At 55.2% G+C, this 25,767-nt stretch carries 20 protein-coding genes; 8 read left to right on the forward strand and 12 right to left on the reverse strand.

Features of this window, described 5'->3' with window-relative positions; genetic code table 11:
* Window positions 1–55 precede the first annotated feature (55 nt).
* The gene (locus A3850_RS11700; RefSeq protein WP_157501085.1) at window positions 56–700 is read left to right on the forward strand and encodes a hypothetical protein; all 645 of its coding nucleotides are present in this window, start codon (window positions 56–58) and stop codon (window positions 698–700) included.
* Between the two features lie 107 nt (window positions 701–807).
* Here A3850_RS11700 and A3850_RS11705 read toward each other — a convergent pair whose 3' ends face one another.
* Complete coding sequence (locus tag A3850_RS11705; protein ID WP_068216699.1) at window positions 808–3,309, reverse strand: M12 family metallo-peptidase; 2,502 nt, start codon at window positions 3,307–3,309, stop codon at window positions 808–810.
* A 371-nt stretch (window positions 3,310–3,680) separates the two neighbouring features.
* Window positions 3,681–4,298, reverse strand: coding sequence for a NifU family protein (locus A3850_RS11715; protein WP_068216704.1), 618 nt, complete (start codon window positions 4,296–4,298; stop codon window positions 3,681–3,683).
* A gap of 260 nt (window positions 4,299–4,558) precedes the next feature.
* On the opposite strand from A3850_RS11715, the gene A3850_RS11720 reads away from it, so the two are divergent.
* The 4 genes from A3850_RS11720 (at window position 4,559) to A3850_RS11735 (ending at window position 7,031) form a co-directional block, all read left to right on the forward strand.
* Window positions 4,559–5,443 (forward strand): porin family protein, encoded by an 885-nt coding sequence (locus A3850_RS11720; RefSeq protein ID WP_068216706.1) that lies wholly within the window; start codon window positions 4,559–4,561, stop codon window positions 5,441–5,443.
* Between the two features lie 89 nt (window positions 5,444–5,532).
* Complete coding sequence (locus A3850_RS11725) at window positions 5,533–6,060, forward strand: GNAT family N-acetyltransferase (RefSeq protein WP_231915314.1); 528 nt, start codon at window positions 5,533–5,535, stop codon at window positions 6,058–6,060.
* Window positions 6,061–6,110: 50 nt separating this feature from the next.
* Window positions 6,111–6,680 (forward strand): nitroreductase, encoded by a 570-nt coding sequence (locus tag A3850_RS11730; RefSeq protein ID WP_068216710.1) that lies wholly within the window; start codon window positions 6,111–6,113, stop codon window positions 6,678–6,680.
* A 123-nt stretch (window positions 6,681–6,803) separates the two neighbouring features.
* Window positions 6,804–7,031, forward strand: a complete 228-nt coding sequence (locus tag A3850_RS11735; protein ID WP_068216712.1) for a hypothetical protein — start codon at window positions 6,804–6,806, stop codon at window positions 7,029–7,031.
* Window positions 7,032–7,064: 33 nt separating this feature from the next.
* Here the strand turns inward: A3850_RS11735 and A3850_RS11740 are convergent, their stop codons facing one another.
* The gene (locus tag A3850_RS11740) at window positions 7,065–7,940 is read right to left on the reverse strand and encodes a hypothetical protein (RefSeq protein WP_068216714.1); all 876 of its coding nucleotides are present in this window, start codon (window positions 7,938–7,940) and stop codon (window positions 7,065–7,067) included.
* A gap of 140 nt (window positions 7,941–8,080) precedes the next feature.
* The gene (locus A3850_RS11745) at window positions 8,081–8,665 is read right to left on the reverse strand and encodes a Dps family protein (protein WP_068216716.1); all 585 of its coding nucleotides are present in this window, start codon (window positions 8,663–8,665) and stop codon (window positions 8,081–8,083) included.
* A gap of 215 nt (window positions 8,666–8,880) precedes the next feature.
* On the opposite strand from A3850_RS11745, the gene A3850_RS11750 reads away from it, so the two are divergent.
* Both A3850_RS11750 and A3850_RS11755 read left to right on the forward strand, forming a co-directional pair.
* On the forward strand, window positions 8,881–9,705 hold the full coding sequence (locus A3850_RS11750; protein ID WP_068216718.1) for a type 1 glutamine amidotransferase: 825 nt from the start codon (window positions 8,881–8,883) through the stop codon (window positions 9,703–9,705).
* A gap of 153 nt (window positions 9,706–9,858) precedes the next feature.
* The gene (locus tag A3850_RS11755) at window positions 9,859–10,767 is read left to right on the forward strand and encodes a transcription antitermination protein NusB (RefSeq protein ID WP_082921924.1); all 909 of its coding nucleotides are present in this window, start codon (window positions 9,859–9,861) and stop codon (window positions 10,765–10,767) included.
* Between the two features lie 46 nt (window positions 10,768–10,813).
* Here the strand turns inward: A3850_RS11755 and A3850_RS11760 are convergent, their stop codons facing one another.
* The 6 genes from A3850_RS11760 to A3850_RS11785 all read right to left on the reverse strand — a co-directional run bounded on the left by A3850_RS11760 (window position 10,814) and on the right by A3850_RS11785 (window position 19,880).
* Entirely contained in the window at window positions 10,814–11,845 is a 1,032-nt protein-coding gene (locus A3850_RS11760; RefSeq protein WP_082921771.1) for an OmpA family protein, read from the reverse strand.
* Window positions 11,846–11,939: 94 nt separating this feature from the next.
* Window positions 11,940–12,623, reverse strand: coding sequence for an outer membrane beta-barrel protein (locus A3850_RS11765; protein WP_068216724.1), 684 nt, complete (start codon window positions 12,621–12,623; stop codon window positions 11,940–11,942).
* 134 nt (window positions 12,624–12,757) lie between these two features.
* Window positions 12,758–13,276, reverse strand: coding sequence for a hypothetical protein (locus A3850_RS11770; protein ID WP_068216726.1), 519 nt, complete (start codon window positions 13,274–13,276; stop codon window positions 12,758–12,760).
* 26 nt (window positions 13,277–13,302) lie between these two features.
* Entirely contained in the window at window positions 13,303–14,742 is a 1,440-nt protein-coding gene (locus A3850_RS11775) for a SusD/RagB family nutrient-binding outer membrane lipoprotein (RefSeq protein WP_076639946.1), read from the reverse strand.
* An 86-nt stretch (window positions 14,743–14,828) separates the two neighbouring features.
* Entirely contained in the window at window positions 14,829–17,954 is a 3,126-nt protein-coding gene (locus A3850_RS11780; RefSeq protein ID WP_082921772.1) for a SusC/RagA family TonB-linked outer membrane protein, read from the reverse strand.
* 288 nt (window positions 17,955–18,242) lie between these two features.
* Window positions 18,243–19,880, reverse strand: a complete 1,638-nt coding sequence (locus A3850_RS11785) for a helix-hairpin-helix domain-containing protein (protein ID WP_068216730.1) — start codon at window positions 19,878–19,880, stop codon at window positions 18,243–18,245.
* A 114-nt stretch (window positions 19,881–19,994) separates the two neighbouring features.
* Here A3850_RS11785 and A3850_RS11790 point away from each other — a divergent pair, with 114 nt between their 5' ends.
* Window positions 19,995–21,143 carry a hypothetical protein gene (locus A3850_RS11790; protein ID WP_068216731.1) on the forward strand — a complete coding sequence of 383 codons (1,149 nt, stop codon included), beginning with the start codon at window positions 19,995–19,997 and terminating at the stop codon, window positions 21,141–21,143.
* A 36-nt stretch (window positions 21,144–21,179) separates the two neighbouring features.
* Here A3850_RS11790 and A3850_RS11795 read toward each other — a convergent pair whose 3' ends face one another.
* Together A3850_RS11795 and A3850_RS11800 are read right to left on the reverse strand one after the other, a co-directional pair.
* Complete coding sequence (locus A3850_RS11795; RefSeq protein ID WP_068216733.1) at window positions 21,180–23,387, reverse strand: pyrroloquinoline quinone-dependent dehydrogenase; 2,208 nt, start codon at window positions 23,385–23,387, stop codon at window positions 21,180–21,182.
* Between the two features lie 151 nt (window positions 23,388–23,538).
* Window positions 23,539–25,728 (reverse strand): right-handed parallel beta-helix repeat-containing protein, encoded by a 2,190-nt coding sequence (locus tag A3850_RS11800; RefSeq protein WP_068216735.1) that lies wholly within the window; start codon window positions 25,726–25,728, stop codon window positions 23,539–23,541.
* Window positions 25,729–25,767 lie beyond the last annotated feature (39 nt).

The raw sequence follows: 25,767 nt of genomic DNA on the forward strand, positions 1-25,767 counted from the left end.
CGGCGACAGCCCTTGCTACCATACACCAAAACATTCAACAAAAACCTAGTATATCATGAGATACCTTTTGCCATCCCTCCTTTGCTTCTTCGGCCTCAATTTGGCCGCCCAGACTGGTGGCGACGCTGCCGTGCTCGCGTACCAGCCCGAGGAGAAGACCTATGAATTACACGAATTCAAGCAAAAGCGCGAGCGGACCCTGCTGGGCGACCTGGACCTTACCGGTCTGTGGGGCGGCCCGACCTACAACTATTCTGCGTCGGGTGATGAGTGGGCGTTTGTCCGCGGTGGCTTCGGTGGCCTGGAATTCGGCGAAGACTTCTTCCTTGGCTACGGAGGCTGGAAGAGCCGCGAATCGTTCAACATCGACGAGAACCCTACCGATGATACTGCCTATGACTTCCGGCAGGGTGGGGTGATCATGGCCTACAGCCCAAACCGCGACGCGGCTATTCACCCTCGCTTCACGGCTATCCTCGGCCCGGGTAGCATCGATCGGGCTGGCGAAGAATTCGAACGCGATCGGATGCTCATCGGCCAGGCCATGGTCGGCCTTGAGCTTAACCTATTCCAGGTGATGCGCCTCGGCATCGACGGTGGATATCGCTTCGCAAACGGCGTTGATACGGAAGGGATCACCGGCAACGATATCTCTGGTGCAGTCGTCCAGATCGAAGCGCGTTTTGGTTTTAGCTGGTAAGCTTAACCAATACATAATGAGCAGATGCTCAATAAAGAAGGGCCGCAAACTGTGTTTGCGGCCCTTCTCATTGGCTTCACCCGAAGGTGTTGGAATACGGTCAGTACTTACCGAGCCACGTTGAACTTCGACGTTGCGCTGAAGCCATTATTGGTTTCCAAACGCAGGAAGTAGGTGCCGGCAGGAAGCTGACTTACGTCAACGCCGAGCGTCTGGCGGCCAGCCGCGAGGGTCACGGCGCGGTTTACGAGGGTGCGGCCCGTAAGGTCAATCACGCGCACCAAACCTTCCGTTTGCCCCGCAACTTCAACGGCTACGTTGAGGTCACCGGCGGTAGGGTTAGGAAATACGGACATGACTTCTTCCTCAATGATCTCAGCAGCGGTTACTGCCTCACCGTCGATGAGCTCACCACCAGCGGGGAGGTTAGAATTACAGGCGGTTCCTTCGTAGAGACGAATGTTGCGGAAGTTGGCCTCCGCGTTGCGTGGCTGACGGTCGTGGTCATTCGTAAACGTGATGCGGTTGAAGGTGCCCGTGAAGAATTCACCAACGGGGATAGTATAGGTTTTGTAGTAACCCATATCCGCATCGGTGTACGTCTTGAAGTCGCGGATACCCCAATTCTGGGTGCCGAACAGCTGGAACGTACGGGTGCTGCTGATCACGTTGTTGTTATCGAAACCGATGCCGTGAATCTCGCCTTTGTTAACGGCTCCAAATTCAAAAGTCATCACGGTGTTTGGCGTTACGGTGTAGTCTAGGTTGATGTCTTTCCACGCGTTACCCTTCAGTTTGATGGTGCTCTCGTTGATTACCGTTACTGTACCACGGTCCTGCGATCCTCCGTAAGTGCTGGGCACGTAGTTCGTAAAGTCGATGGGAGGGCAGGTGTCTTCACCACCGCCGTTGCCACCGTCTCCACCACCGGATCCGCCGTCACCGCCATCGTCGCCACCTCCGCCGACGCAGAAGTTCTCGGTAGCCGTCCGGCCAAAGTTGCCGCCAGTAGCGACGTCGGTACCGTCCACGTTGATGGTATAGGAACCATTACCGTAAGCACAGCAGATGCCGTCACCGTAGGAATCGTTGATCACGAAGTCATAGCAACCGTCGGGCAAACAAAGATCTTCGGTGTAAGTGGTATTGCGGCTAGAGTAGGGGCCACCGGAAGCTACGGTGTTACCGGATGCGTCCGTAAGCTCCCAGGTCGTTTCGCCGGGGTAGTAGTCAGTAATGATGGTGATGGAGCCTTCGGTATCGGTACAAGCGTCGCCGCCACCGTTACCGCCGCCACCGCCGCCGTTGCCACCACCGCCGCCGGTGCTGCAGGACGTCAGACAGGAACCGTTATAAGCACGGTTACGCATGAGGTTGCCGGGCTGGGTGCCAAAGCCAAGGTTGAAGTTTACCCCAACGTTCGTCAGGTGGCAGTAGCTCATGATCGTTCCGCCGCCCGTGGGAATCGGTGCTGCACCACAGTTGCCCTCCGTAGAGTAACAACCGTCGATGGCCGTGCCGTTACCGTTCCAGGCACAGGCGTGCGTGTGCTGAGAGCCAAAGTTGTGGCCGAATTCGTGGGCCAGTACGTTCACGCTCCAGCTGTAGGTAGGAACGCTGTTGTAGCCATTCTGGATGGAGCTGAATCCGTAAGCGTAGGATGGCGTACACAGGACGTCCAGGTAAGCAACACCACCACTCGCCTGAAAGGAGATCAGGTGGGCAATGTTACCGTTAAAGGTTGGACGGTTTGAACGGAAGGCATTCAGGTTGCCGCTGCTCGTGCCACTGTTGTAAGGGTCCGCGCTCGTCCAGATGAACATCTCGCTCATGACGAGATTCAGTGACTCGTTTGCGTAAAGCGTCGCCACCTGGTTGAAAAGGCCGGTGATGAAGGAAGTCGTTCCCGCACCGCGCTGAGCGTAAATGCTGTTGTCAATCTCTAGGTAAGCGTTTACACAATTGTTGGCGTCCTTCTGCGTGACGTCGAGGTCCAGTAGCTCCTTGGGGGAGTAGGGGAGGTTCGTATCTGGGGTAGCACACTCACCGAGGTCGATGGCGGGGAGATCCTTATCGTTATATACGATGTGGTTGGTGGCGGACTTGCCGCGCAGTTTGCCGAGCGTGAAGTTGCCTTCCGCCGTGGAGATGGTACCACTCACTTCACCTTCGAAGATGGATATAGCAACAACACTCTTGCTGTCGTTAGCCAGGACGCCGCGGTAGTGCAGTCCCAAACCTTCTTTGGTGTAGCCTTCGCTGGTGGACGTCCGAACGACGAAGCCTTCCGCGAAGATGTTGGCCTTCACGAGGTTCGCTTTGCCCAGCTGACCGGGGAGGTCCAACTGAAGGGCATCCGGCGTGCTTTTGTTGATGGCTTCGAGCGAGTTGGCTTCCAGGCTGACTACGTGGTAGTCCGCGCCAACGGCATCCAGTTCCGCGATGGCGGGGGCGGATTTTTGCTCGACGAATAGTTTGTAGGAGCCTTCGAACCCAGATTCTGCCTGCATGGCTTCCACCATGGCGGCGGGGCGAAGGGATTGAGCGTTGATGCCCGGGGTCAGCAGTGCCGTGCAAAGCAGCGCTGAGAGTAAAAATAATGAACGCATAGTTGGTTGTTAAATGACTTGTTCTGATGAGGAGGGCTCGCCGCCGTTGCGGGAGCCAAAATTTTTTCAGTCAAGTGTCTTGCGGGAGATTGCCGTGGGCCTAAAAGAGAATGAAGTGTGTGAGGCCGGAGAGTTGTACTTAATGCTCGCCAAATATATAATGATATTTCCGAATGTCTTGCTAGATGAAGGCTTTCTCCCCTCTGCATGTCGCCTGGCGACTAAAGAAGAGAAGCCAAAAACTTTTCGGTATTTGGTGGAGTCAATTCTGGGCAACGACTTGGTAATAAGTCACTTAGGTGCCTTCAAATAGAAAGGGCCACCGGAATGCTTCCGATGGCCCTATAGCTAATTGTTAAAGTTCATTAAGGTTAGCCCATTTCCTGGCGTACTTCCTTCACCTGGGGCATCATCCGCTTGAGCATGGACTCGATGCCGGACTTCAACGTCACGGTAGAACTGGGGCAACCGCTGCAGGATCCTTGCATGATAACGGTCACGACACCTTCTTCGTAGCTCTTGAACTCGATGTTGCCGCCATCCATCTCTACGGCTGGCTTGACGTAGGTATCGATCAGTTCCTTAATCTGGTTGACGATCTCGCCATCCTCCTCGCTGTACTGGTAGCTATCGCCGCGCTCTGCTTCGAGGCGGGCAACCTCCTCGGCGAATCCTTCCTTAATGATGGGCTTCTCTTCCTGCAGGTAGTCCTTGATGAACTCCTTGAGTTTGAGCATGATGTCATCCCAGGAATAGTTAAACTCCTTGGTGAGTGTCACGTAGTTGTTGGCGAGGTAGACCTTCTTGACGTAGGGGAAGTCGTAGAGTGCGGCGGCCAGCTCCGACCATTCGCGGGCGAATGCTTCTTCTTTGAACTCTGCCGTACCGTTGAAGAGCATCCGATTAGTGACGAACTTCAGGCTTTCGGGGTTAGGCGTTTGCTCGGTGTAGAGGAGTACCGGGCGTTTTTTTGCGACTACTTCGCTCATGTTTTTTGTTTTGCGGGTTGAAAGCCCGGTTCGCCACGTAAACGTTTCACCGCTTACAGGGTTGAAGGGGAGGTTATCTTTGCCGGCAAATTATCTTTGCGCGCCGGAAACGAATGGCGCCGTCGATACCGTCTTCCTCTTCGTGGGGATCTGCCGACCAACCATTTGGTAGTGATCACCGATCTTAACCCCGTACCACTTTAGTTTTAGCGGCTCAAGCCATTGGGCAGCTTCCTTGCTTTATTCATCTCCACCCAGCTATGCGTTTTACCCTTACTGCTTTTCTTGCCTTTTTCCTGTGCACCTGCGCCAGCGCCCAGGGATTTAGCGGTGGCTTCCGTGCCGGGCTGAACTTTGTTACCCTCTCCGGGCCAATCGAAGAGGATGCCGATGGCGGGCAATACGAACGCAGGAACCGAACGACCGGCTTTCACGTCGGCGCAACGTTTGCTTACGAAATTACCGACTTGTTCGGGTTAAAGGCCGACTTACTGTACAGCCAAAAAGGAACCGAGATAGTGTACGACGACGTGCCTTCTTATTTCTACCTCTACACCGGCCCGGATGATTTGGACGGTGAGATCTTCTTCGGCCGCCGGACCAGCGACCAGGACGTGCTGAACAGCTACATCGACATCCCAATCACGGCTTACTACAAACTGGGTAAACTAGAGATTGAAGGTGGCGTTTCGGCCGGATTTCTCGTCGGGAGCCGGGTGAGTGGAGGCGTAACCTACCGCGAAACGAATCTGCCACGCTTCGGTGATGGAGAATATGAATTTACCATCGACGGCAACTACCTCAGTGATGAACCCGGCGGTGCATCCGTACAAAACCTGGGCTCCACTACCGTTCCCGGCCTCGCCGAGCCACTACCCGATCTGGTCGGCGCCTTCTATAATAGCAACAACGACACCCGCCTGTACAACCGCTTAGATTTTGGCCTGGTGGGCGGTTTGGCTTACTACCTTAATAATGGTCTCTACCTCGGCGCCCGCTACCAATTGGGCCTCACCGACGTTACCAAGGGCGAAAGTGACCGCCGCATCACCAACGTAGACCCCAACGTACCGGAGCGCACGTACAACGAGGACGATAAAGATTACACCCGCTCCATGCAGGTCAGTATTGGTTTCCGCTTCTAAATCTACGCCGCATTTCTACCTCAGCCCCCAACCAACCGTTACGCGAAGAACTCTTCGAAATCGATACCGCCCTACTTACGCAGCGGTGTGTGATTCGCCGCTTCCGCGAGCACGAAGGGGCGCAACTGTTTGATTTGGTCCGGGATAGCCAGGATTATTTGCACGAGCAGTACCCCGATCTTCCGCGGGCGGTAGGGGAGAATGCCAAGCAAGCGGAAGGCTTTGTACGCCGCCGCATCGCAGACTGGTTACTCCAACAAAATTTTACGTTTGGGGTGTGGGATAACGAATCCACTGAACTCATCGGTTACCTGCAGGTGCGCGACGTAAACTGGTCCGTTCCCGCCGCCAGCCTCGACTTTTTCTTGCATCCCGCCCAAAAGGAAGGTGGGTACACCGTTGAGGTGCTCGCCCGAATGCTCCGTTTTGCTTTCCGGCAGTTAGGATTGGAAAAACTGAACTACTACGTGTTATCTGACAACTTTGCCGCCCAGCGGGCCGCTCGTAAAGTCGGCTTTAAGCGGGAAGGTGACCTCCGCAACCAATTTCGCAAGGGCAGCGGTTTCCTCGCCGATCTGATGTGCTTCGGCCTCAGCCGCGAGACTTACGGGGAGTAGGATTTCTCCTGCGCATTCAACTTTCTGACGGTCCAAATCCTTTGCGTGGCATGCTCGCACACGTAGAAAATCGCCGTTCCATCTTCCCCCAATTTTTCACGGACCAGCCGGTTGCAGAAGCCACGCTGCGCACTTTGCTAGCGGCCGCCAACCTGGCCCCCAGCCACCGCAAAACCGAGCCGTGGCGCTTCCGGGTCTACCAGGGCACGGGAAAAGATCAGTTGCTCGACGAGTTGCGCACCGTGTACAATCAGGGCGCTGCCGCAGGTGCTTGGGGGGAGAAGCTAGAAAAAAAGTTTGGGAAAAAGCTGACGCAGAGCCCAGTCGTACTGGCCATCTTTCTACACCGGGACGAAGCGGAATCCGTCCCGGAATGGGAAGAAGTTGCCGCCGTGGGTTGTGCCGTAGAAAACCTGTGGACTAGCCTGGATGCCTTCGGTCTCGGTGGCTACTGGTCCAGCCCTGGATTCATGTGCGGCGGGTACGGAGAGTTCCCCGGGGCAGGGGAGCGGGAACGCTGCCTTGGGTTGTTCTACCTGGGCCATCACGCCGCACCGGATTTGCCGCGACCGCGAGGAAACTGGGAGGATAAGGTCACGTTTGTTGGCGCTCCCGCATAAGAAGGGCAAAATGTTTTAGCGCGGACAAAGCTCGATGGGGCGGACAACACCGAATACACCTTGTTAGCGGTTACCTTTGGATTATACACATGACCAACCCGGCGCCATCTGAATCCTAATTCCATGCGCCAATTATTGAAACGCTTTACTGCTGCTAAGCAGGCCCCCTCTCTTCTGCAAGTCTTGCTCGGTACCCTCACCGGTATCACGTTATCCTACGTAGCGATCTACTCCCGTGAAATACTGGCCGGTGAGCATTTTCTCGATTTCCAACTAATGAGCAACCTGATCTGGTTGGGCATCGGTGTGGTCCTCTTCGGGCTCTGGGAAGCCAAGAAGGGAGGTCGCTAAACCGAGATGGCCAGCGGCATCCCAATTACTTAGTTATTCCGTAGGTAGGTCATTGACGACTTTTGCGGTAGCTGGTTTGTCAAATGCAGCGTCCTCCGTATCGGGGCGGAATTCGTAATCAGCGATAGTGATATCCGTAATGTTCACGTCCGGATCACTCGACCAGGAGGTGGCGTAACCCGTTGGTAGCAGGATGCCGTCAACGCGCGTTTTCCCTTTAAGGCGCATGAGTTTTTCTGGTAGGGATTTCCCCTCCTCAAAGAAGCCGCGGTAGCTGACGATGTAATTAAGGGCCACCAGCTCGTGGGTAGTAGGGTCCAGGTGGAGGATGTAGTAATCATCGTCCGCGTCTCCGGTGCCAGCTTCGTAGGTAACCTTGACCCGTTGCAAGTCCGCACCGTCCAATTCCGCATTTTCGAGAACCTCAAAGTTGATGCCTTCGTCAGCCAGCACGAACGGAAGGCCAACGAAGTAGTAGGGCGTTAACGACCAAAAACGGGGACTTACGCCGGGGTCACTATCGGCGGGGTTTTGCCAGGCGTCCGTTCCGTCGAAGCCGTAGGTGACGTCAAGGTCGCCCGCCTTTTGGTGTACGGCCCGTGCGCCCCGGTAGTCATTCAGAATAAAACTGTTGCGGACCTTTCCCTTGCCGTCGGTCGGTACGTAGTTGAAGTGGTAGTAAAGGGGGCTTTGCCGGTACCAAGCGTCGAGACCTCCGTGAGCTTCTATTGCGCTGGCTACGAGTTGGCCACCTTCGGAACCCGCCAAGCGCTTTTCCGCCGCGGCAACGCGTTCGGTGATGGCGTCTGTCGGAGTGCTTGCTACGACCGGATCAGACGTTGTCGCTCCAGGATCACCACAGGCGAAAAATATTATGGTAGATAGAAAGAGTAAGGTCAAATATTTCATTTCAAAGGATTTTCTGGTTTGTTAAGGCGTGCGGCTGCACGTTGTTCGGTCGTGGTGGGGTAGGGTGTCCTGAAACGACAAAAGCAGCCATCCTCAATTTGAGGATAGCTGCTTTCTAGTAGAATTGGTGGTCGAGGGGATTACTTCCCTTTCTTCTTAGACTTCTTTTCATCGCCCGTCTCTACGGGTGGCGCTTCGTGGAGGAAGCCGTAGGCCAATGTATCCTCACCGAGGAAGTGCTCCAGGTGGTGGGCGCGGTCTTCGATTTTGAAGAGGAAGCCTTCCAACATGGATTTAGTGCCGAAATCATCGTGCTTGATGCAGAGTTTGATGGTCTTCCGGAATTCGACGGCGATCTTCCGCTCGTTCTTCATGTCGTTTTCGAGGCTCTCGCGGATATGGAAGACATCTTCATCCTCCTGGGGGATGTAGGAAAGAGTCTGGTACTTATCCAGGCGGGTGGATGGCGTGTAACCGAGCAGCGTAATGCGCTCAGCGACGGCGTCCAGCTGCAGGTTTACCTCTTCGTAGTGGGATTGTAGGAAAAGGTGGAGGTCGCGAAACTGTGGGCCTTCCACCATCCAGTGGTGCTTGTGGTACTGTGCGTACATCACCCACAGTGCGGCAAGGTGCTTATCAAGGTCTTGAGCGATCTCCTTACAGGCCTTGTCGGAGAGACCGACGGGGTTACCTTCGTAGACGCGTTTCTTTCTTAGCTTTTGCATTGGTAATTCTGTTTTATTCTACTGCTGGAGCGTAAAACGGAACGGCAATGTTCAGGGTAAGATTCGAAGACTTAGGTGCGTTGGCGGATTTTCTGACCAAAGCGCATCAGGCAATATCGTCTACCGAGATTCTCGTTACCTTGGCGTTGGAATTACGTCGAACCAACGACTGGCTTTTGCCGTCTTGACCCCGGTTACCCAAAAATCTTTCCCCAATGAGCAAACTGAAACTGGCCATTCTGGACCTGTACAACGGCATCCCTAACCAGGGTATGCGGTGCATCAAGGAGATCGTCGAGCAATTAGCTGACGTCATCGATTACAAAGTATTCGACGTGCGCCAAACCTCGCGGGTGCCGGACATGACCTACGACATTTTCATTTCTTCCGGCGGCCCGGGTAACCCCATTGGTGGCGACGGCCTCGAAGGCTGGGAGGATGCTTGGACGGGATGGTTGGATAAGGTTTACCAGTATAACCTGAGCAATGGCCGGAAGAAGCACGTGCTCTTCATTTGTCACAGCTTTCAGATGGCCGTGGCCCACTTTGAACTGGCCAACGTTTGTGCCCGTAAAGGGATTAGCTTCGGCACCTTTCCAGTATACCGTGAGCACGACGAGAATATGGACCTACTGTTCGCCGGCTTGGACAACCCTTTCTGGGTGGCCGACTTCCGCCGCTTCCAGGTGATCGAGCCAAACGATGTCCGCCTCGAAGAAATTGGTGCTTCCGTAATCGCTCTGGAAAAGATCCGCCCTCACGTCGACCTTGAACGCGCCGTGATGGCCATCCGTTGGAGTGACGAGATTGTCGGCGTACAATTCCACCCGGAGGCCGACCCGGAAGGGATGATGGCGCACTTCAGCCGCAAGGATATAAAGGATGAGGTCATCAAGGACCATGGCCGGGATAAGTGGCTACAGATCATGGAGGATCTCAACCACCCGGAACGAATCACGCGAACGCACGAAACCGTAATCCCCGGCTTCTTGAAGCGGGCCGTTCAAGCACTGACCATCAGTGAAGTGCAATCTATCTAACGGTAGACCCACTACGCCTTATCGTTACATCCGCCGTTGAGTTGAGTATTCACCTCAAGGACTTGACATTTTATGCCAGGTATTTGGGCAAAACGATGTTCCTTTGCGGCAGACACGCCAGAACGCCCGTGTCCTCAATTGAAATACTGCCCCATGCTGAGCCGCCGCAACGTCCGAATCAAAGTTATGCAAGTCCTCTACGCCGCCCAGCGGCAGGGGTTTAGCACGCCGAACGCCTACGTATCGCTGCTGAATAGTATGACGCGGAATACCTTCAAACTCTATCTGGAAAACCTGCTGATCTTCCAGCGGGTGTGTGAGTATGCTAAGCACGACTTCGCTACCCGCCAAGCAAAGTTGCGGCCGACCGAAGAAGACAAGTCATTCCGCCCGGTGTTGGCCGATAACCAGTGCGTGCAGTCGCTGTCGGATAACAATGACCTCAGCCAGATCTACGATCGTTACGGCGTCCGATCCATGATCGATGCGGACCAGATCCAGAGCCTTTACCGCGAGTTTGGTAAGACGGATACACATCAGTCATTTCTCGAAATCCCCAACCCCAGCAACGAGGAAACTAAGACCTTGCTGTTGGCGCTGTACAAGTGGTTACAGAAGCAAGATCTATTCCTCAACATGGTGGAGGACCAGTTCCCACTTTGGAATGAAGACAAGAGCCTGGTGATCGGAGCCATGAAGAAGACAATTAAGTCCATGCCGGTGGACGCCAGCTTCTACCACGACTACGAATCCCCCAGCGAAGCCATTACCGACTTCGGCCGGCCACTCCTGCGCTTTGTCGTGGAGGCAGAGGAAACCTTACTGGAGAGAATCAAAACCGTCCTCCAAAACTGGGACGCGGACCGCGTTGCCATCGTCGACATGATTCTCCTCAAAATGGCGGTAGGGGAGTTCACCCAATTTCCCGCCATCGCGCCCGAGGTGACCATCAATGAGTACATCGATATCTCCAAAGCGTACAGTACCCCGAAGAGCCGGGAGTTCATTAATGGCGTGCTGGATAACCTGAAGAAGCAACTGGAGAAGGAAGGGCTGATTTAGTCGGGTAGTCGGGTAGTACGTACTACCTGACTACCCGACTACGATACTACAAAACTCTAATCTCCACTCTTCGATTCGCCCGCATCTCCCGCTCATCAACCGGGTTCGGATTCACCATTTCGTAATTCGAGTAGCTGCGGTAGCGCATGCGTTCTGGTTCAATCCCTCTTCCTACCAAGTAATTATAGACCACTTTGGCCCGGGCACCTGCGAGGGCGTGCAGTCGCGTACCCGGGAGCTGTGGCTCGCCCGGTTGGTTGACGTGGCCGGCCAGTTCTATCCTCGTGTCGGCGTTGTACTCCATGAAGTGATACAGCCTTTCTAAGGCGGTGGATCCTCCCGGTAGAAGTTTGGTCTTATTTCCTACGAAGTAGAGATTTTGGATGTCAATCCTGCGGCCGGTGGTTGCCAGCTTGAGGCGAACGTCGAAGGGTGGGGGAGGGCCGTCCGCCACGCTGAGTTTAATGTCCCTAGTCTCAATGAAGTGTCGCCGCGCAAAGACGTCCAACCGAATCGGGTCGTCGGCGGGCAGCCAGATGGCAAACTTCCCTTGATCATCCGCGGTAACCGTGTCTATGAGGTAAGTCCCGTGAGCAATGGCGCCACCGGGAATGGGATTGCCGACTTCGTCGCGAACGGTACCCGTCAGTTGAATGTAAGTCCGTGGCAAGCCCGACCGTAGGAGGACGCGGCGGTTCAATCGTTCTTTAGCCTGGGTGGGGACGGCTAATTTTCGTTCCCCAAAATACCGGAGTTCTACCTTATCCGCAGGCCAGCCGGCTTCGATCATGGCTGCGCGGGCGGCTTGGCACCGGGCTTCGGCCAACGCTTCATTGGCGGCGTCCGTCCCGACGGCATCGGTGTGGCCTTCGATGTACAGTTCCAGGTCTCCAGGCCGGTCGGCAACCATTTGGTGGATCTTGGTCTTTGCGGTGGCATCTACGTCAGCGCCCGCGAAATCGAAATAGATGGTGTCGTTGCGGTGGACTTCTACGGAGTCTTTGACGCCGTTGGTCTGTGCAAAAACGCCGGAACTAGTAAAGAGTACCAACAAACTATACCGGCAAAATGATAGCATTTTAAGCGTGTCTACGTTCCGACTATATAACGGTATAAATCAAAAAATAGCTTGGCTTAACAACTTGGGAGCTCCCCGAAATAACTACCGACAATCAGTACAAGATATGCTTGTACCCCATACTGAGCGAATAAGGGTAAAGGGGAAGGACTTCATCGTACGCTGAATTATTGGGGCGGTAGAGCCCCACGAAGGACTTGTTGTGCTGGATGAAAAGTGCGCCCCGGAGGCCAGTGGGGATGGTGACACCAACCATAACTTTGACATCCCAGTCCCGATATTCATCTTCTACGGCTGCGAAGTTAAAATTGCGGGGGAGCCGCTCCGTTTTGCCGGAAGTTTCGATGGTGTAGCTAGTTAGGCGGGACACCACGAAGCCAAGTTGCAATACACCACTTCGGTACAATTTAAAGTTGTCTTTCTTACCCGCGAATCGCTTATTTCCCAGGCGGAGATTATAGAGTAGCGGAACTTCGACGGTGTTGAGGCGAAGGTCAATTGCGTTGTTCCCCCTTTCTTTTCTCTCGGACCGATTGGATTTGGCTCCAGCCTGAGCGAAGCCCACGCCGACGGTCACGAATGATTTGGGCGTTAGTAAGATCTGCGTTTCCGCCCCAAACCGAACCCCAATCTTATTGTAGCCAAAGTAATAATCCCCATCGATCTGACTCAGGTTGACGCCAGCATAGGCTGCCGCAGCAAACTTTTGCTTTGCGCCGGGTTGGGCACACAGGAATGATGAAGCTAGGAAAAAGCAAGCGAGTAATAGTGGCCGCATATTTTCTGGGGTTACAGGAATGGTATTCAAAGGCTAGTCGATAATGCTGAGCGCAATGATCAATCAATCTACGAAAAACGCCCTGCTTTACTGAGTAAAACAGGGCGCTTTCGATTGGTTTACCGAGTAGCGGACTAATCGTTAACCAGATTCAGTGTAATGGAAGTACGCAGTTCAGGCGTTTGCCCCGCAACAACGTTACCGCTACCGCCCGAAGCTTCGGTCAGCGTAAGCACGATGGTTTCGGGGCCAGCCGCCAACGTATCTACCAGGAACTCAATCGTGATGTCATCCGTAGAGAAAGCAGTGTTCAACTCGTCACCGTTATCAAAGACAATGGTGCCGGAGCCACCGGAAGCGGATGCACCGTCGATGGTGTAAGTTTCACCAAAAACTGCCGTTCCACCGAGGGAATAGGAGTAGTCGATGTCACTACCATCGTTAAAGGGGTACTGTACCTCCACGGATGTCATGGTGTTGGTCTCACTTACGACGACCTCCTCCATACCGGCTGCAGCGCCGGTAGAGATGCGGATGTAACGGTCACCGAATTCGAGGCCGGCGGGGGTGGGCTCATCTTCAAAAGTGTCCCATTCGCAGGAACTGAGCGCCGCCATGCAGAGCAAGGCTAAGAATATATTACTAAACTTCATTGATTTTGCTTTTAGAGAGGCTAAGGTTAGTTACCCTCGTACCACATTGGTGAATCTAGGTTGGCGTCCAGCGTTTCGGGAACGTTGGGGTTTGCAGCGCGCTCATCCGGTGGGTAGAAGAAACGGCGAACGACTCCGTCGGCGTTGCTACCGTTAGGAGTAGACAAATTGGGGACCTTCGTTCTTCTCCACTCCGCCCACGCGGCAGGAATACGGAGGAAGTTGGCCAGATACAGTTGTTCGTGGATGCCTTCCAGATCAAGATCCAAAGAGTTGATGTATGCCGTAACGGCATCCTCCTCAATGGCTTCGGCGGTCGTGTCAAATTCATCCATGCTGGCGCGGATACCAGCGGCAAACGCATCTTCGGCGCTACCGTCGGCTAATCCGCGGAGGATAGCCTCTGCTTTGTAGAGTTGAGTCTCTGCCGCAGTAATGTAAGTATCGGGGCGATCCGCACGAATCACCGTCAGGCTAACAATGGCAGCCGTACCACCTTCGCTGCGGAAGACACCGGCGGGGCTACGTACCCCGAAATTGCCGGTACCCTGAGTAGAGTCGGCTGCGCTCTCCGAGTAATATACACCTAGACGTGGGTCATCCAGGTCTTCCAGGAGATCAAAACAAACTTCACCAGCCGTGTACCAGGTTGGATTAACACCACCAGCAAAGTTGTTGAGAATACTCCAGAAAGGATTAAAGGCACCCGCCATGTCGAGGTATTCCAGCTGAGCGTTCTGGTCTTCCGTTTCCAACAGTGGGCTGTTTACCGTAGCTCGGATCTGATCGCGGACGCTCGCTTCGTCAACGTTGGCGATTTGCAGCAGAATCTTCAGTTTGAGGCTATTGGCAGCTCTCAACCATAGGTCCATATCACCGTCGTAAACCAGGTCGCCATTCGTCATCTTGGCGCTTTCCTCATCAATGAGGTTAGCAGCTTCGTCGAGATCACTTACGATACCCCGGAGGACGTCTTCCTGGCGCTCGTATTCGGGAAGGGCCGTGACGAAGTCAGCCGCCTGGCGGAACGGAATGTCTTCCCACAGCATGGTAGCTTGCCAGAAAATGAGGGACTTCATAATGAGGCCCTGAGCCAGGATGTTGTTCTGCGTTCCAGGTTCTGCTTCACGGGCGGTGGCCTCGAGGAGGTTGATGTTCTTTACCGCGTTGCCGTACATGGCACCCCAGGTATTGTTCATCATGTTGACGTTACTACGCTCGGCACGGGCGTAATCACCGATCACACCAAAAATTGCTTCATTGTACTGGAGTACGGTACCAAGGCGACCGTCGAGCTCAGCTTCGCGGTTATTTGAGAAGTTGAGAAGGACCTCCGGAAAGAGGAGGTTAGCGTCTACCGCAGTAGCCGCGAGTGGGTCAGTGTTGATGTCAAGCTGATCGTCGCAGGAAGTCCCAACGAAACCGAGCAAGAGCACGAGCACTGGTAGATAAATTAATCTTTTCATTATTACTTTCTTAAAGCTGCTGGCTGGTTTTTCTTTCAGCCAGCAACTTCTTGATGATTTGAATTAGTGTGGACTTAGCAATTAGCTTAGAAGCCCAAACGGAGGTTAAGACCGAACGTACGCGTAGTCGGCGGGCTGTTGAATTCAATACCCGCACCGTCATTCGCTGAGCCGAAAATGTTGGATTCTGGATCGATGTGAGGGATCGTGCTGTAGAGGATGCCGAGGTTCCGGGATTCCAAACCAATGGTAGCCGAGCGAATGGGTAGTTTATTCAATAGCGTTGAGGGCAGGGTGTAACTAACTGCAATTTCCCGCAACTTGATAAAGCTGGCATCGAAGAAAGATGTCTCATCCGCGGCAGTGTAGTTGGTCCAGAATTGCTGGGCCGTAACCGGAATGTCGTTTGGCGTAAGGTTGCCTTCCGCATCCTCAAAGAAACTCTCCGTGTCTACGAAAGAAGATTCACGGTTAACGGCAGTCTCAGCGGCAAGGCCGCCGCTGCGCAAACTAGCAACGGTTTCAGAGTAGAGCAGGCCACCGTCACGGTAATCAAACGTAAAGCGGAAGTTTAAACCCTTCCAGTTCAGGTTATTCGTCCAACCCATGATAAAGTTGGGGTATACATCACCAATACGCTCAACACCAGCCGTTTCGCGGAGACCCGTTTCTGGGTTAGCGATGATGCGCTGGTCAGCAAGTGCCAGGCTAGAGTCAGCCACGGCGCGGCGGAAAGTAGATGCATAGAGTCCGTAAGTCTCGCCGGGGACGGCAATGATGGACTGACCGTTGAAGCCACTGTTGATGACGAGCTCTTCAGCCGTTTCACCCAGGTCTTCGACGATGAATTCATTCGCCGTGAAGGTGACGAGTGAATTCCACTTAAAGTTCTCCGTACGAACGGGAGCGAAGTTCAGTTCGAATTCTACACCCGTATTGGAGGTCTCACCAACGTTCTGCAACTGGAAGCCGAATCCGGTAGATTCAGGAATTGGCACGGCAAGGATCTGGTCGGTAGTGATGACACGGTAGTAAGTAGCGTCAAGGCCAAGGCGGCCACCGAAGAATTGAAGTTCAGTACCGATCTCAAAACTGTTCTGGTTCTCCGGGCGTAGGCTTGTGGGAGGAATTGTTCCCGGGCCGGAGAAGCCCAAACGGCCGTTGAATGGGAAACTCGTACCCGTACCGAATTGGCCAAATACCGTCGTCTGAGGTGAGTAATTGAACGCTAATTGGTAAGGTGCCGTGTCACCACCGACGTTTGCGAAGCTAGAACGGAACTTACCGTAGCTCAGCACGTCGCTGTTGATCTCAAAGGCGTCAGTAAATACGAAGCTCAGACCAACACTGGGGTAGAAGTAGCTGTTTTCGTTCAGACCCAGGGTAGAGGTGTAATCATTACGACCCGTTACGTTCAGGGAGAGGTAATCGCGGTAAGTAAGCGTCAGGTCTCCGTAAAGGCCGAAGAGGCGGCGCTCGCTGAAGTCATTCGTTACGTTGTTGACCTCCGCGTTACCCGTGCTGTACAGCTCATCTACCGTCAAGTTTTGCGCGTTGTTGAAGAGGCGTTCAAATACCCGGTTATTGTAGTTAAAGCCAATGATTCCTTTGATGAAGAAGTCATCACCCAGGTCGTTAGCGGCAGTTACGAGGAAGTTGTAGTCCAGCTGGCGCTGCTCGATGCGGTCATCGGTGAAGTCGCCAGGCAGGCGACCGAGGGTGCCCTTACGGTTGGAGCGGAAGCGGTTGTCCGCAATGAAGTCGATACCCACACGACCGGTGATGTCCAACCAGAAAAGGGGTTCGTAAGTCAGGGCGAAGTTACCGAACACGCGGTCTGCCTCAGTATCGAAGCGGTTCTCGTTGGCAATCCAGTAAGGGTTGTTCGTCATTCCCGTGAGCGTATTCAGTTGTTCGCCTACACCGGAGGACTCGTCGATGTAGTCCGTGATGGTGTTCAGGTCCAGGTTACGGGGGAAGGAGTTAACGATGCTGGAGAGAACGTTCGGGTCGTTAGCACCCTGGGCTACCCGTCCTTCACTGGTTGTACGCACCAGGTTGATACCAAAGGAAGAGCTGATCTTCTGGTCAAACTTCTGGCCGGCATTCAAACCAAGGGTGATGCGATCAAGCTCGGAACCGGGGAAAATCCCCTGCTGGTTCAGGCTCGTCATACTGAAACGGTAGTTGCTCTTCTCGGAGCCACCGCCAATGGCGAGGTTGTTGATCAGCGTGCTACCCGTTTCGTAAAAGTCCTTTACGTTATCAGGGTTGGCTTGCAGAGGCACTTCCTCGTCGGACAGGTTAGGCAGGACTTGACCATTAATACGGGGACCCCAACCATTCAGGTTCTGGCGGTTGTAACGGCCGTTAGATCCCTGAGCGTACTCATTCTGGAAATCGGGGAGGCGCAGTGGAGAATCCGCACGGGCCGTACTGTTGAAAGTGATCTCGGCGCGGTTACCCTTGCCGCCTTTCTTAGTGGTCACGATAATGGCACCGTTAGCGGCCCGGCTACCGTAAAGAGCGGCTGCGTTAGCACCCTTCAGTACCGTGATGGATTCAATATCGTCCGGGTTGATGTCCTGAGCGCGGTTACCCGTGTCAAAACCACCGGAGATCCGGCTACCCGTAGAAATGTTGCTGTCGAAGATCGGCACCCCGTCCACTACCCACAGTGGATTGTTGTTGCCGGAGAGCGAGCTGATACCGCGAATGAGGATCTTGGATGAACCACCAAGGTTACCACTCTGCTGGCTCACCTGTACGCCGGATACCTTACCCTGCAGGGAGTTTACGACGTTGGTTTCCCGCACGGTACCTACCTCGTCGGAACTGATGGTAGATACCGCATAACCGAGATCACGCTTGGACCGCTCAATACCGTTTGCCGTAACGACGACCTGATCGAGGGAAGTAGCGCTTTCCAGTAAGGTCACCTTGTAGTCCGTCTGGCCAGTAATGACCGGGATTTCCAAGTTGGCGAAGCCCGTGTAGGAAATGACGAGAATTTCGGTGTTGGCGGGGAGATTGAGGGAGAAATTTCCGTCAATATCCGTGACCGTGCCGGTCGTGGTGCTTTTAGCGAAAACGGAAGCACCGATGAGCGGAATCCCTTCGGAGTCCGACACCGTACCCGTAATCGCCGTCTGGGCCGTCAGAGCCGCACAGCTCAGTAACAGCGCCCAGCTTAATAGTAGCAATTTTTGCATACGAATAAAAGGTTAGGTTGATTAAGAATTAGGCTAGTGTGTGGGTAGCCCGAGTGATAGTATTCTGCAGAAAGCCGGTTCGTGGGCCGGCGCTCGATTCATCCCAAAGAAACGATAAGAATGTTAATTCCTTTACGTTTCCTTAACAGTAGGGACGAATGCGTAACGCAGGCTAGCGGAAATTCGCTGCCTCATTGATTACACCACGAAACATTTCGTCCGCCACGCGTTCCCGCCCCAAATTTTTGTCACCACAAGTATTGTTAGAAAAACAATCAACTGAATCGCCTATTTGTCGACCAGCGGCAATTTTTCTTGGCTATTCCAACAGTTTTTTGCCGTCAACCCACCTTTTCTAGCGGCTAACACACCGTACACGATGTCGTCAATCCCACCCATAGAGTGAGCGTCGGGGTTGATGCTGACGGGGACGTCGCGCTCCGTAGCGTAGGGAATCCACCGCCAGTCCAGGTCGAGGCGGTAGGGGTTGGCGTTGAGTTCGATGGCGACGTTATGCTCTGCGCAGGCATCGATGATGCGGGCGTGGTCAATAGGGTAGCCTTCCCGGCTCAGGAGCAGCCTTCCGGTGGGGTGGCCCAAGACCGTGGTGTGTGGATTTCGAATCGCAGTAAGGAGGCGTTCGGTGGCTTTCTCCTGGTCCATATTCAGGCCGCTGTGGATACTGGCGATCACGAGGTCAAACCCAGCCAGCACGTCGTCCGGATAGTCCAGGCTGCCGTCGCTGAGGATGTCGCTTTCGATGCTTTTGTAGATGCGGAAGGGCGCCAATTCAACGTTCAACGCATCGATCTCAGCCCATTGCTCACGGACACGATCTTCCTTCAATCCACCGGCGTACACGGCCGTGCGGCTGTGGTCGGAGATCACCAGGTAGGCGTACCCTTTATCGCGGGCGGCCTCGGCCATCTGCCGGAGGCTGTGGATACCGTCGCTGTAAGTGGAGTGGGAGTGAACGACGCCGCGCACGTCGGTAGCTTCAATCAAGTCCGGAAGTTGGCCTGCGGCAGCGGTGTCTAACCAGGTGTCGTCTTCCCGTAATTCAGGTGGGATGAACTGCATGCCGACGGCCGCAAATACTTCCGCTTCCGTAGCCAATCCGGTGAAGTCTTTTCCGGGGTAGCGCTCCACGAAGGCCTGCAAAAATTCCGGGTTGCCCGTGTGTTTGAATTGCTTCGACCCAAAGTTTTCCGCAGTCACGTGGTGGAGTACGAAAGGGTAGCCATCCACCACGCCGGTGGTCTGGTTGTCTTTATGGATTAAGATGTCTACGCCTTCCAATTCGGGCGCTGCCGCGGGTGCGATGGTGGTGACAAAGTCCATCCGCGTAAGGGTAGGGCAACAACGACGTAAGGCACCGGAACGCTCCGTGGTCGCTTCGGGGAAGAGACGGGTGAGTTCGGCAAGGAAAGCCTTTGCTGCCAAGTCGAGATCGCGGTACAAGAACTGCCCCCGGCTCCGCTGGTGAAACTCCAGCTTCTCGCGGAGGGTCTCCTGGGTCTTGGCTCCGAACCCCTTCAGCTCCACCAGCCGGTTTTCGTTGATGGCGTAGAGTAGCTGGCCGACGGTAGTTACCCCGAGCCCGTCCCAGACAGCCTTCACTTTTTTGGGTCCGAAACCGCGGATGTTGAGCATCTCCTGGATGCCGGCGGGAGTCTGGTCGCGCCACTTATTTAAGGTCGCCATTTCGCCGGTCGTGGCCAGTTCGTGGATCTTTCCCGCGATGGCTTTCCCGACGCCGTCCAGTTTCTGCAACTCTTCTTCCGACATGGATGCCAGCGGCCGGTCATCCTTCCGCAGCTTATTATAGGCGCTGGTATAGGAACGGATCTTGAACGGGTTATCCCCGTGCAACTCCATCAAGCGGGCGAGTTCACGGAAGTGGCGGGCAATGTCGGGGTTCGTCATGCCGCGAAGGTAAGTTCCCGATTGGAAAGCCTACACCCGTCCAACAAGGGTAGGGCGATGCCTCCTCCCTACAAACCTTAGCCGCGAATTCAGTGTAGATGCTACCTTTAAGCCGTGATTCCGTCCTTACTGCTTGCCGTTGCCTTTATTCTGCTTGCCCTTTATCTCTGGCACCTGCGGCAGCGCCCCTACGCCGCCGTGCCCTTCTTGTTGGGAATAGGATTGCTGACCCTAACGATCACCATCAAGGTGCAGGATGAAAACCGGACGCTGGCGAAGCAGGACGTCGATACGCTGCTCGACCACCTAAGTACGACGGACCTGTGGCGCATCAACGAGGTGGACCGGGCCGACGAAAGACTATTGCTGGCCAGCACCGCCAGCCAGGCACTCTTGCGGGCCAAAACCTGGTACCCGGAGCGGGCGGGAGCCATTGATTCTACGCTGGCCGTACTGGCCTATTTTGCCGCTAGCCCCACGAACTTTCCGCAGTGGAAACGGCAGCGAAGTTGGGACGAACAGGTCTTCTTCCTCGCTCACGCCGGAGCGACCCTGGCGCACTACCAACTGGCGACGGGCAACGCCGGGCGCGCCAGCGAACTCGGCCGCATCGGTAATCATTTGGGGACGCGCCTCATCCGCAGCAAGTACAAACACCTACCCAGCCGGGCGGACGAACCCTTCTTCCGGCCAGCCGATAACGCTGCTGCCCTGTACACCCTCTCTCTCTACGAACGCATCGACAGCGCCGGCCTGCTGCTGCCGACCTATACGGACTGGAGCGCCTACCTGACGGACGAATTGTACTACGAAGAATCGCGGCTCCCCTGCGCTGCATTTAGCACGACGAATACCTGCCAACTAGAGCCAAGTGCTGCTGCCACGGGCCTGTACATCGCCTACCGCGCCGCCGCCCGCGAGGAGGTAGAAACGGATATTCCCTACCGCGAGTGGCTCCACTATTTTAAAGGGGGCATCAGCACGCCATTCACGTTGAGCATCCGCCAGGATATGCGGCAGGATGAACAGACCCGCTTCTGCGGTTTAGGGTCCAAACCACTTAAGTGCGGTCGCTACGAATCCGCCGTCGCGCTCTGGGCCAGCGCGGAATACGACGGCGACTACGCTTACTTCCGCCTCTTCGCCGGCCGCCTCCTCGGTCGCTGGCTTAATGAACGGCCGGACTACGCCGCCATGAGCCCCGCCAAACGCGTGGAGGCTTTGCAAGGGGTAGCCTTCTGGGCCTTGGGGGAAGGATTGTAGGCGTCTTTTAAGCCAACTGCCTTTACCGTAAATCAACTAGTCACGCCCCGGAAGCGCAAACGCAACGTACGCATCACTCGCTTTTGTACCCAGCTTCCCGCCACCGCAGGCGATGACGATATACTGGCGACCATTCAACTCGTACACGGAAGGCGTGGCGAAGCCCGAGGCTGGTAATTCATGTTCCCAAACTATCTCGCCCGATGCTTTATCGAAGGCCCGGATGAGCCCATCCGACGTAGCGGCGATGAAGAGTAGGCCGCCCGCCGTAACCACTGGCCCGCCGTAATTTTCCGTCCCGGTTGCGGGATAGCCAGCTGCTTTGTAGTGCGCGTACTCACCGAGGGGGACCTGCCAGGCGTGTTCGCCGGTATTCAGGTTGATGGCGGTGAGCGTACCCCAGGGCGGGGAAATCGCCGGCATGCCATCCGAGGCCAGGAATTTGGTGTAACCTTTTAATTTGTAGGGAAGGAAAGTAGGATCCTCCTCCGGCGATTTAGGGACTATCGTAAAGCCTCTTTTCCCCTCCTTTTCTTGTTCCAAGACGAAGCTGGCTAGAGCGTTAATCTCCTCTTCTTCCAGGTGGCCAAAAGCCGGCATCATGCGTCGGCCCCGCCGCATCAGGGAGGAAAAGGTCGGCGTATCGTACCGGTCCCCGATGTTGATGAGCGAAGGGTTGTTGCCAGTCCCTGCCCGGTCGGTGCCGTGGCAGTTCAGGCAGTGCTGGTTGTAGATGCGGTGGCCGGCCCTGGCCCAGGTTTCCGGGCCGGGTGCTTCCCAAGTGTTGGGGATCATTTCGAGGAAGCGGGCGATGTTGTTGGCGTTGACGTAGAGCAATCCCGTCTCCGGATCAAAAGCCGGGCCGCCCCATTCGGCACCGCCGTCCATACCCGGGAAAAAGATGATCTTTTGTTCTCCCGGTGGCAGGTAGGGGTGGCCGTAACGTGAGGCCTGAAACTCCGCCAGCGCGGCCTCCTTATCCGCTTCGCTCATGTAAGGATTGAGGTCATTTGGCGTTAATTCCTGGCGGCCGAAGGGTTTGGGCAAAGTGGGTTTAGGCTGGGTGGGGTGGACGTACTCTTCGGGAAAAGCGCCCTCCGTCGGGACGGGTACTTCCTCCACCGGAAAGAGGGGTTCGCCGGAATCGCGGTCGAGGAGAAACAGGTCACCGTTCTTCGTGACCTGGGCGACCGCGTCTACTTGATTTCCGTCGTGGTCGACGGTCACCAGCATGGGCGGGGTGGGGTGGTCCTTATCCCACAGGTCGTGGTGGACGGTTTGGTAATGCCATTTCCGTTCGCCGGTGCGGGCATCGAGGGCGAGAATACAGTTGGCGAAAAGGTTAGTGCCGGGGCGGTTGGCGCCGTAGAAGTCGTAGCTGGAGGAGCCCGTCCCGCAGTACACCACGCCGCGTTCGGGGTCGAGGCTAAAGCCGCTCCAGGGGTTGCCGCCGCCGGTGTATTCCCAGGCCGTGGGGTTGTCCCAAGTTTCGTAGCCTTGCTCGCCAGGTTGGGGGATGGTGTGGAAGATCCAGGCCAATTCTCCCGTCCTGACGTCGTAAGCGCGAATGTGGCCGGGGGCGGCGGGCAGCGTTTCGTCAACGCGGGTACCCATGATCAGTAGGTCTTCAAAGACGATTCCCGGGCTGGTGGAGACCACGAAATTTTCGTCGACGTCGCGTCCCAAATCTTTGTGCAGGTCAATGTAGCCGTCGGTGCCAAAGCTTTTGATCACACTTCCGTCGGCGGCATCAATGGCGTAAGTCAGGCTACCGGCAGTGAAGAAGAGGCGGGTCTGATCGTCACCTTTCCAGTGCGTCAGGCCCCGGCTATTGATCATGATGTGTTTGTATACGGATCCGTTTTCGTCGAGGGCGTCATCGTCCGGGTCAAAGGTCCAGTGGTGTTTGCCGGTTGCGGCATCGACGGCGAATAGACGCATTTGTGGGGTGGAACCGTAGAGCACGCCATCCACCACAATCGGGTTGCACTGGATCTGGGAGGCGTTGGCGGTATCTGCGTCCCCGGTTCGGTAAGTCCAGGCGACTTCAAGTTGGTCAACGTTGGCGGCACTGATCTGGGTGGAGGAGCTGTAGTGGTTCAGCCCGAGGTCGCCGCCGTAGTGGGCCCAGGTGGTGAAGTCTTGCCAATCTGTATCAACCCCTTCTGCGTTCGGTCCGGATTTGTCGCCCGCGCAGGTGCAGAGCAAAAGGAGGAGGAGCGGGAGGGAGAGGAGCTTGTGCATGATCGTAAAATAGGGTTTACGGATGCAACGACGTTCGGATGCTAGCCTTCCACCTTGGCACCTGCGGCAGCGCCCTCTGATTAGAAAAGAATGGATCTAATCCTGACTCGGTCTCTGCGCACATATTTGAACGTTTTCAACCAGTAGTAATTCAATGAACTACCAGCCGGCTCACTGGGCTTCCATCCGAAACTGTAATCAAGTAGGTCCCCGCTGGGAGATTAATATTGACGTAGGCAGAGACGCCACGTACGGCGGAGCGGTGTACCTCCCTCCCCGTAAAGTCGAGTATGCGTAGGATGGCCGGCGATTCCTGAACGCGAACCAGATGAAAGCCTCCTCGGGCTGGCTGTGGGTAGATTCCAAGCTTAAGATCTTGCGGCGGACAGCCGTGATCTAGTACAGTGGCCAGTGGCGAGGTATTGACGCGCCCATCCCAATCGTATTGCTTCACCCGAAATACGGTGCCCGGCACTAGTAGTTTCCTATCAATGGTTTGCCCGTAGGTAAAGACACCGGCCGGGACCTCCTGGTTGATACTTCGCCACTCGGAACTGCCCGCCACGCGGTACTCAACTTGAAAGGATCGCACGTCCGTTTCCGCTGTTGTTTCCCACCTCACGAAACCACTCCTACAATCACGGTTCCGCCCTATCACTACTTCTCCCCACGCTACGGGCAAGCTGGTAGCGCCAATGGAGATCGTCGCGGCTTCAGCCCGTCCGACTACCGGCGGGCTGATTTGGAATGGGGTGTTGGCATTAAGATTAAAGGTTATGTCTTCCGACTCTTCTACCTCATTATCCCGTCGTGCCTTCACGAAATAGTTCCGGTCGGTTGCACCAGCAGGCACCACCACGAGACCGGGTGCATAATTGTAATCAATACGGTTGGTCGCGGAGCCCGTTACGTCGTACAACACGGGTGCCGGGACGGACAGTGCATTACTAAGGCTGATCTCAAAAGCTCCACTATCCGCAGGGCTTTCCGCAATGATTTCGTCCAGCGCCGTTATGCTTACCTCTGCCGACGGCCAGTTGGTAAGGGCAGTCGTTACAATGCCCACATTGTCGACATTCCCCCCTTCTGAAAAGATTTCCGTGGGCGTAAATGGGCTAATTACGGTGATGTTGCCCGTAACATCCTGCAGCGTCCGATCCGGTTGGTTGTTGCCGGTGGCGACGAGGTACTGGATGTCCTGGTCCTGTTCCACCACGACATTCGTGAAGGTGACGCCACCAAAGGGTAGGGTAGGATTCCGAAAATTGGCCTCGATTTGAATGGGGCGGGCGATCCGAAATACAGTGTCACCCACGCTCGCCGTGTTCAACGTGTCCGGATGGTTGGCAACGTTGCGCAGTATCACGTTCTCCAAATCAACGGTAACACTGGCGGGGGCGGACTTAAGAAACAGACCGTCGTAGGGCTGGTCTTCGATCAGGACGTTGCGCACCGTGACGTTGCCCGTCACGCCATTGTTGCCCACGTTCAGCGTAATCCCGCCGGCCTTGACCCTGGAATTGCTCGTTCCATTACGCGCGATGTAGGTGTCTTCGATCAACACTTTAATTGGAGGTGTTGTAGCGTCCGATTTGCCGAACCCATTTTGAATTCCCCGCCCGGCGTTGTCGGTGATCCGGCAATTACGTACCACGCAGTTTTGGATGACCTCCTCGGGAAAGGAGGGCTCGAAATCAATTCCGGAAGAAGGGAGGGCGCCTTCCGTATTCGTCACCTCACAATTTTCGATCAGTACATTCTTCCCACCGGTAATGCTGATGCCCTGGCGGTAGTTATTGTCCAGGAAGCAGTCGCGAATGACCACGTTTTCGCAAAAGTCTTTGCCTCCGTCCTGGAAGTTTTTGCTCACCTGAATCCCGTCCCCGCCGGAGTCCCGAAGCTCCAAACCGATCACGCTGATGTTGGTGCAGCCACCAAAGTTGAGCAAGTGGCGAAAACCGCCGGGGTCACCCTCCGAAAATGACACGCCCGGCACCATCCGAATCGTCGCGCCGTAGCCGATAAAGTGGACGTTACTGCGGCCCCGGATATTGAAGAATTTAAAGTTGGTGTCCTCAAACGCTCCCGCCAGTCCAGTGACAATCGTACCCGGCTCAAGCAGGATGGTGACGTCGTCCCGGTTTACGAAGATCCGTTCGCTAAACCATTCCCCAACGTTATCGATAATGACGGTATCCGCGGTGCTGTTCGGGCCCAGGGCCTGCCGCAAAAAGTTGGTAGCATCCGTCGCATCGTAGCCGTAGGCTTCCGATACTTTGACGGAGGTCGCGTGGCTCAGTGCGGGCACTAGAATAAGGAGAGTGAGTAAGATCCGTAGCATAGCGAGTAGGTTAGTCGATCGCACCGCTGCTGCTTACAA

Origin of the sequence: Lewinella sp. 4G2, assembly GCF_001625015.1 — a bacterium.
GTDB lineage: Bacteria > Bacteroidota > Bacteroidia > Chitinophagales > Saprospiraceae > Neolewinella.